This is a genomic window from Mesorhizobium sp. M2A.F.Ca.ET.039.01.1.1 (assembly GCF_003998035.1).
Classification (GTDB): Bacteria; Pseudomonadota; Alphaproteobacteria; order Rhizobiales; family Rhizobiaceae; genus Mesorhizobium.
In genome coordinates, this window is sequence record NZ_RZRY01000267.1 from 1 (window position 1) to 8,042 (window position 8,042).

Consider the following 8,042-nt stretch of genomic DNA (forward strand, 5'->3'; position numbering starts at 1 on the left):
ACGCGGACGCTGGTCACAATCCCGGATCGCTGCTCGAGCATGGTGCGCACCGCGCCAATGGTTGCAGCAGGCAAGAGCAGCTTGGCAGGGGCGGGTTCAGAGGGCCTGCCAAGAGCGGCAAGGCAGGCCGCCGCGGCATTGTCGAGGATTTGCAGCTCCGTCCTGCGGCTTGGCAGGTCGAGGCCGGCCGAGACGTGGCGCACCTTGCGGTCGGCCAGGCCGCGAACCCGTTCGGAAATCGCAAGGATCACCGCGTCCACATCGACCGAGGCGATTTTCGTCGTCACCCGCTGAAGCTCGTCCTCGCTCGCGGATAGCCGCGTTCTCAGACTGGCGTCTGTCTCGATCATGTCGGCAACGCTGCCGGTCCAGGTCCGTGGCGGTGAGGCGATCTCAGGCAACTCGGCCAGTTGCGCCTGCTTGCGCCTGATATCGGCAAGGACCGGGATCGCACGAAGATACTTCGCGATCGTCTCAAGCCGGGCCGACAGCACTGAACGTTCGGTAATGCTGCGGTCGTACTTTTCCGCGGCGTCCAGGCGCTCTGTTTCTAGCGTTTCAAACGTCGACGCCAGGGTATCGACCGCCTCCCTTCTGGACTTCAGTTCGGCAAGCCGCTTCTTGAGCAGCGCAAGCTCGGTTCCGTGTGCCTGCTTGCGATAGAGCCCGTCCGCCTCGGCCTCGAGCAGGCTCAATGTATCGCTCGCCTGCCCAAGCCCTGCGCTCGCCGTGAACAGCAGCTTGCCCAGGTCGCCGCGCGATTCCAGGATCGATTTTCCACCTGCTTCCAGCGTTTCGTCGTCCAAGGAGAACATGGTCTCGTATGCGTCGCGAGATAGTCCGGCGAGATGGGATGATATCGCCATCTCGCTGACCGGTTGGCCAGCCGCGTTCAGCAAGGAGTTGGCGCGCTGTTTGGTGCGTGTGAAACTGTGCTCCTCGCTGCCGAGTTCGAGCACCCCGCCGATGCGCATCGCGCTGTACTCGTGCAGGAAATTGTAGCGGCTGCGCTCCTCAATGCCGAACAGCAGGTCGAGATAGCCGGAAAGTGCTGTCGACTTGCCGGCTTCGTTTAGGCCGAAGACGATATGCAGGTCGGGTCCGGATTGCGGTTTCGGCCCGAAGTCGATCGTCGCGTCGGTGAACTTGCCGTAACGGATTAGATCAAGGCGCCGGAGCCTCATTGTGACCCACCAGCCTTGAGGCGGGCGGTGACCCGGTCGGCGCCGTTGGCAAGCACCCTGTCGAGGAACAGCTCCAGCTCAGCCTCGTCCTTGCCCGCGAAATCGCGTCCGTCAGGCGGCAGATCCGCGATCACTTTCTGGACGAGCGCCCTCGCCTCGGCACGGAAAGCCTCCGAGCCGGCATCGGCGCGCATGGACTGAGCGAGTTCGAGAATCGGGTCGGCGGCTTCCTCGGAGGTCTGGGATGTGGATGGAGAGACATTGAGCTCGAGCTTCTCCACCCAGGTGTCTCCCGTGTGCTCCGCGACGTGCTCGGCTTCTGCAAGCAGCAGGTCGCGGTCACGGATCAAGGCCCAGGACAGAGGTGATGTGCCGGTCAGGCCGAGACGGACCACGGCATGACGGGATTTGACAGAGGCGCGAACATCTTCGAGCGCGGAACGGACTCGGCCGACGACATCGGACCACTCGACCGTTTCGGTCAGGTCGACGTTCACCCGCTCAAACTGCGCGATACTGGTCAGCCGTTCTTCGATCTCAATGGTGCGGTCGTCGCGTATCGTCACCAGGGTGACGGATTTCTCCCCGGCCTCGTTGATGTCCCTGCCCTGCGGAATTCCTGGTATCACCACGGTGCTCGTCCCGGGATGGACTTGGCGAACATGGATGTGCCCAAGCGCCCAGTACTCGAAGCCATGGGCATGCAGATCAGCGACGCTGCAGGGGGCATAGACGTCGTGGCCGGGCGATCCGGCAAGGCTCGTATGCATGATGCCGACATTGACCGCGCCTTCACGCGGAGCTGAATATTTGGGGAGCAGACTGTCCGGCGCCTTGGGGCTGGCAAAGCTCAAGCCATGGAACGCAACGTCAAGCCCGCCGGCTGTCTGCAGCACGGACTGCGAACGGCCGCCGAAGATCGTGACGGTATCCGGGAACACCAGCTGTTTCGATATGCGCGATAGGGCGTCATGATTACCGCGGATTTTCAAAACCCTGATGCCCGCCTGATGAAGGCGGGACATCTGTGTAGCCAGGAACCGGGCGGTTTTCATCGATGTCTGATCGCCATCATAGAGGTCGCCGGCTATGACCAGGGCATCGACACGTTCCGCAAGGCACAGATCGACGATCGAGACAAACGCCTGGCGGCTGGCGTCTCCGACAAGTTCGGCAAGGTCGCCGTTTCGCATCGCCAGCGAACGCAGTGGCGAGTCGAGGTGGATGTCGGCGGTGTGGACGAATCGAAATGACATGGGACTGGCTCCGATCACAAAACATACGGGTGTTCGACCGCTGCTCGATAGATGAATTTCGCCATAGATGGTTTTGGCTGATTTTGCCGCCGATCCTCAACGGTTAGAAATTGCTCACGACGACATTGCGAGCGATACAGGAGGCGACGGACATACCGTCGTTCCTGGACGTTCCTCAATGTGCCCGTCAGGCTATGGCATCAAGTAGAGTCGCTCACCTGCTCGCGCGCCAACCCAAACCGGCGACGAAATCAACCAGGAGCGGACGTTACAAAACAAGCAACGCTGCAATATCCCGCCATCAGGTGATTTGATACTTGAGCCGGCGTTGTACGAAGGCCGGCCGCGAACCTTCGAGCACCCTTACGATGTGACCATTGGTATTTGGGTTTTCGATCGCGCCGCAATCATAGCTGAACCTGTAACCGTTCACCTTGTCCAACCGGACATAGACGATTTGTTCGGCGTCGGCTCCGATCGCGAGATTTGGGTTATGCGTTACCAATATGACCTGCCGGGTTTTCTTCGCGTCGCGAATACACCTTGCGAGTACAGCGAAAATGCTGTCGTTGTCGAGATTGTCTTCGGGTTGGTCGATGATGAGGGGCGAGCTGTCTGTATCCAGGTGCAGGTAGAAGACCAGCAGGAGAAGCCCCTTCTCTCCTGGGGAAAGCTGGTTCAGGTCTTTGCCTCCCAGTCTCAACTCGTACCGGGGTTCAAAGTATTCGAGGGAATAAAGGAAGTCGTAGAATTTCTTGACGTCTTTGGTTTGCCGTCTGATGCCACCCGATTTCATCGATCCGACCACATCGTCCACAAAGGCGAAGATGCTTTCGAAGGAGTTCCAGTCGACTATCGATAGCTTCTGTTGAAGGGCGCGCGCCCCTTCCGCGACTCCCCGGAAGGGGCCGCTCACGTTTTGGTATAGATGGTTGAAAAATTCATCACCGAACTTGGGAGAAGGTACAAAAGACGCGTCGATCGACACCTTGAAGTCCCCGGTACTCACCGCGGTGAGCCGCGACTCAACCTTGGTTTTCAAGCCCTCGTAGAACGTTCTTATCTTGTGCTTGCTTTCGAAGAGGGCCAAGCACAGCGCCTTACGGTCTTCCAACGCCTTGGACAATTCACCCGGCAGATCATTGTCGATCCTGGCAATGCGGGCCTCCAGTTCTGCGATCGTCCCTAATTTCGGCGAGGCCTTTTGACCGACGATATCGCTGACCTTCTCGGATATCTCGCGGACGGCCTGCACATACCTTTGATAGCGCTGTTGAGGTGCCGAGAGAGCGGCGCGTGTCTCGGCGATGCGATCGGCAATATACTTCTGCGCAGCACGCAAGTCAGGTACGCTGGCGACTTTGGAAAGATCGGTCTTTGAATCGAAAACCATGACGCTCTCGCGTTCAATCGCCGCGATTTCTTCGTTCACAGCCTCAATCTTCTTCGTGACCTCTTCGAGGTTAACGGTAAGACTGATGACCTGCTCAACATCGAAGCCGAGACCGCTATACTTGGTTTTGAAAACCTCCTTGTCGCCTTGTACACGGCTTTTCAGGGCATTTACGGCGTCCTTGAATTCGCTGGCATCTTGCAGGGTAGTCTTGTGCCGACCGAGCCGCGTGACTGCGCTCTTTTCACGCGCGGCAAGGTCGTCCAGCAACCGGGTTTGTGACGCGATTTCTTCTGTCGCCGCCTCCTGTTCCGCACTTTGAGCAGCCGGGGCAGCTTCCTCTGGAGGCTTCGACGCTTCGAGTGCAGACACCTGCTTCTGAAGGACCGCTAGTTCCGCCTGCAGTTTGGTCTTGAATACAGGTTCGCTCTGGTCCTCGAGTTCGAGAATCCTGATGTTGAGTTCGCGCAGATTCGTTTTGATCTGGCTGGCTTCCTGTCGACTGTTCAACGTCTTGCGTTCTTCGAGATCGTGGAAGCTCTTGGCGTCCATCTTGTCGCTGATGTCGACGTGCGAAAATACGACGTCTTCGATTTCCCGACGCAGCGCCTGCACTTCGATTTCGTTCGTCAGGCTCTCGAAGTAGTTCTGTGGCAGGTATTTGACGGCCTCCGGCGAAAGTTCATCGACATCATCGTTTAGAGTCCGCTCTACAACGCTCCCACTCTTCCATACGAGACGACCCGAAAAATTCTCGGCGAAGCCGGGCCGCTTGAATTTCCTGTTCGTTTGGCTGTCGGTTAGAAACGAGAAATATTTCGCTTGGCGAGTATTTCCGAGCAGCGCCACGATATCCGCGACAGCGCTTTTGCCGCTTCCCTTGTTCCCGATTATGGCAGTCAGCTCAGGGTTGAACGGGATTTCGACGTTCCGAAACCAAGTGCCGTTATGACCGGTATACTTGGCGAGTGGATTGATCTCCAGCCTATCGATGAACTGCGTGGCCTCACGCTCGAGCCGGACGAGAACGGTTGGACGGTCTCCGACAAAGACGCGATGTTCCGGTTCGAAGATCGTCTGACGGAGACCTCGGAAAGTCAGATTGGCCTTGATCCAGGTCGATTGATAGCTCGGTTCGTCACCTGTCAAACGTCCAAGGTCCTCGAAGGAATGAGCGTCGCTGGCGTCATAGATGGGCTTAGGCTCCGACTTCGACCCGTCCTCGTACCGAGAGTCACTCAGGAAGAACGCCGTGCTGTTCGACTTCCCAAAGAAGGCGCTACTGGTTCTGTCGAGTTCATCGGAAATGGATTTGCTACGCTGGGAATTTTTGGCGGTACCGCGCAGGCCATCGTTTCCGGCGGCGGTGACGATAATGAATTGCTCCGGCGCGAAGCATCCTTTTAGCGAGTCCTTAACATCATGTATGCTGACGGTGGCCGCAGCGTAATTCGCAGACGTCAGTTCGCTGCAGCGTAACCGTCTTCCAGCAACGGATATGTGCGTTTCGAGGTCGTTGAGGAACTTGCTCAAGGCTTCGGCCGTCGCGACGGCCGGGTCAACCAGAACATGTGTGTTGACGTTTTTGCCGTCGATGCTGACCGTCTCGGTCAAACGCAGCTCCAGGTTCGGGATCACTAGCTTGGTCGAGTCCGGATGCAATTGTCGATACCATTTGACGGTGTTCAGGTAACCATCGAATGAAAAATAGTCCGTTATGCCAAAGGCGTGGACCTCGGATTGTTCGAGAATATCCACGAAGCGTTTCCACGTCGCGTCGTCCGGTTTGCCATATCCGCAAGAAAGCTTCGTACCGGGCGCGTGTAAATGCAGATCCCACTTAAGCCACTGCGACCCCCGATGAGCCTCTCGTTTGGCAGCACGCGGCGTCGAGGACACACTCATCCGAAGCACTCCAGGTGACGGGGTTTCTGATCCGGAGAAGCCATGCCTATCGTCGGCAGGATCACGAATCTGCGCCTAGATGAAAGCGCCGGCACAATCTAGTCGGATGAAAGAATCAATCAAGGCGTGTTCTCATGAACTTATAGCACAACTCGCCGCCTGTCGCCGAAAGATAAAAGACGGAAACAAAAAGGCGGGCATGCAGCCGCCGCTGACTATTCAGGTCAACGAGGTTCCTACGCGTGTTCTTGTGCTTTCCAACTGCCGCAAAAAAGCCGATTGACGGGGTGACATTCGCGGGCATAGGACCCGAACAGGATAATCTTCAGGATGCAGCCGCTCTTATTCCAGTCCGCACTGCTTTCCGCCAGCGCGTCCTCGAATTCGGCATGCAGAATTCGACCACGCGGGCCAGCTCTGGCAAATGATCGATGCTGGTTTTCATCCTGGTCAAGTCTGGTGAGCACAGGTGCGAGTCGACCTGTCGGTTATAGCAGCCTTCGACATATGCGAGCCATAGCCGAGGGCGAGCAACCGATTCCGCGGGTTATGCGACTTCATTCGTCGTATGGTTTCCCACTGCGTTGGCTGCGATTACGGGCAGGTCTTTGGCACTGATTCTCTCAGCCATTGTGACCAACGTCATCAAGTGATCGCTCAGGAAATTGTCGAATTTTGCCAATGCCGGTTGGGCCAGTCGTGCAGCCAGGTCTTCTCCGTCTGGCGCCGGCGAACCGGCTATGTCCTGCAGAGTTTCCATGGCTTTCCCGGCCTCGCATTCCTGAAGCTCGATGGCATGGCCGAAATGCGATGCTTTGAACTCGCGGGCCAGCAATGCCAGGGTCAGCGTCCGCAGCTTCATGGTTCCGACCCAAGGGAAAATCAGGACCCCCTCTCCATGCGCTATGATGGAACGGCGATCCAGTTGCAGGTCCTGGAACGACCGGCGCGCCTCATCCAGCAGCCGGTTCGCGGCAGGATCGAGATAGGAGTAAGCCTCATCGGATGCGAGAACCGTGCGCATCGTTGCCACCACGTGATCGTGGATGGCGCCCCCCTTGCCGTCGAAGTGCGGTGGCTTTCCAGCCCGTGTCGGCTTAACCATGATGACACGGGCGCGATCGTCGATTTCCGTGACTTGCCAGCGGCGCCCGGCAAAGATGATGGTTTCGCCACGCGCAAGCGGAGAGTTCAGTGGATAGGTGCCGAGTGTGCGGGCATCGTGAATGATCCGATATTCTCGTTCCGTGGCGAAAACAGCATAGAATTCGTACGATTCCGTGATTTTTTCCCCGGTGGATCCAATCATGAGCAAGCCTTCCGGAGACTGCTCAAGCAACTGGTTTTCAGGTGTGGCCATGCACCGGAGCAATTCGGCAAACAGCGTCCTGTCCACGGCTCGGAAGGGGCCGCGCTCGCATAACAGTTTCCAGGCGACCGTTGGGCTTGCGCCCCCGGTCTGTACTATCAGTGCCATCACTTGATGGACGAGCGTTGAAAGATGCAGGCCAGCTGGCAATGGCGGCTCACACCATCCCCCCCGCAGGCACTCAACCATCGCAATCGACTGAACCAGATCCAGCCTTAAGCGATCAATTGGGTGTCGCCCCTTACCAATGGGAGGCTCGATGACGAACATGCGCAGCGTTGCGGGCTTTCCGGCCCTGCGGCCGGATCGGCCAAGGCGCTGGCGAAGTGACGCCACCGAAAAACCCGGCCCGATCTGGGCGATTGTCTCCACCTCGCCAATGTCGATTCCGAGTTCCAGGGTGGTGGTCGCGACCGCCGTGGTCGGGCGCGGATCGTCTCGAAGCCGCGCTTCGACCTCCTCGCGCATGGCCCTTGCGAGATTGCCATGATGCGGGAAGAACTCATTTGGAAAGCTCGCTTCGTCGCACATCGAACGCAGCATGTCGGCATAGACCTCGACATTGGCGCGAGATCCGGCAAACAGCAGATTGCTCTGGCCGCGCAGCAGACGAAACAAGTCGGACGCAAGCGCTGCTGGGACCGTCGATTGTTCAAAAGGTTCGGCCGGCTTTCCCGTCGGATCGCTATCGTCTGCGGTAGCCGGAGCGGTGCCGTCCAGCAGGTAACCGCGGATCTGCAAACGGACGCCGTTTCCCTCGTCCTTGCCTTCCACGATCGTGACGCTAGCGCCCTTGCCGGGCCGCAGCGCCTCGGCAGCCAGGCTCAGGTCGCCAAGTGTTGCCGACAGCCCAATTCGATCGATGCGGTCTCGCGCGGTCGCCACTTCGATCCTGTTCAGGATCGACTGCAGCTGCATGCCTCGCTCAGTGCCAA

General features: G+C 58.2%; 5 protein-coding genes and 1 pseudogene. 1 reads left to right on the forward strand and 5 read right to left on the reverse strand.

Going from position 1 to position 8,042, the window contains the following annotated elements:
• The 3 genes from EOA24_RS20000 to EOA24_RS20010 form a co-directional block, all read right to left on the reverse strand.
• A partial coding sequence (locus EOA24_RS20000) for an AAA family ATPase (protein ID WP_145992536.1) occupies positions 1–1,184 on the reverse strand: 1,184 nt, incomplete at its 3' end.
• Positions 1,181–2,440 (reverse strand): DNA repair exonuclease, encoded by a 1,260-nt coding sequence (locus EOA24_RS20005; protein ID WP_127410000.1) that lies wholly within the window; start codon positions 2,438–2,440, stop codon positions 1,181–1,183. The genes EOA24_RS20000 and EOA24_RS20005, both read right to left, overlap by 4 nt.
• A gap of 301 nt (positions 2,441–2,741) precedes the next feature.
• Positions 2,742–5,738 (reverse strand): TrlF family AAA-like ATPase, encoded by a 2,997-nt coding sequence (locus EOA24_RS20010; RefSeq protein ID WP_127410001.1) that lies wholly within the window; start codon positions 5,736–5,738, stop codon positions 2,742–2,744.
• Between the two features lie 79 nt (positions 5,739–5,817).
• On the opposite strand from EOA24_RS20010, the gene EOA24_RS41710 reads away from it, so the two are divergent.
• Entirely contained in the window at positions 5,818–6,021 is a 204-nt protein-coding gene (locus EOA24_RS41710; protein ID WP_189354055.1) for a hypothetical protein, read from the forward strand.
• 13 nt (positions 6,022–6,034) lie between these two features.
• Here EOA24_RS41710 and EOA24_RS43155 read toward each other — a convergent pair.
• A pseudogene (locus tag EOA24_RS43155) lies at positions 6,035–6,183 on the reverse strand (nucleotidyltransferase); the annotation flags it as partial.
• Positions 6,184–6,285: 102 nt separating this feature from the next.
• Positions 6,286–8,042 (reverse strand): helicase-related protein (locus EOA24_RS20020; protein ID WP_127410002.1); only part of this gene is annotated, 1,757 nt, incomplete at its 5' end.

Excerpts from the sequence above, each read along its gene's own strand:
- EOA24_RS20010 (WP_127410001.1), bottom strand. The coding sequence starts at position 5,738 with ATGAGTGTGTCCTCGACGCCGCGTGCTGCCAAACGAGAGGCTCATCGG.
- EOA24_RS41710 (WP_189354055.1), top strand. The coding sequence starts at position 5,818 with ATGAAAGCGCCGGCACAATCTAGTCGGATGAAAGAATCAATCAAGGCG.
- EOA24_RS20005 (WP_127410000.1), bottom strand. The coding sequence starts at position 2,440 with ATGTCATTTCGATTCGTCCACACCGCCGACATCCACCTCGACTCGCCA.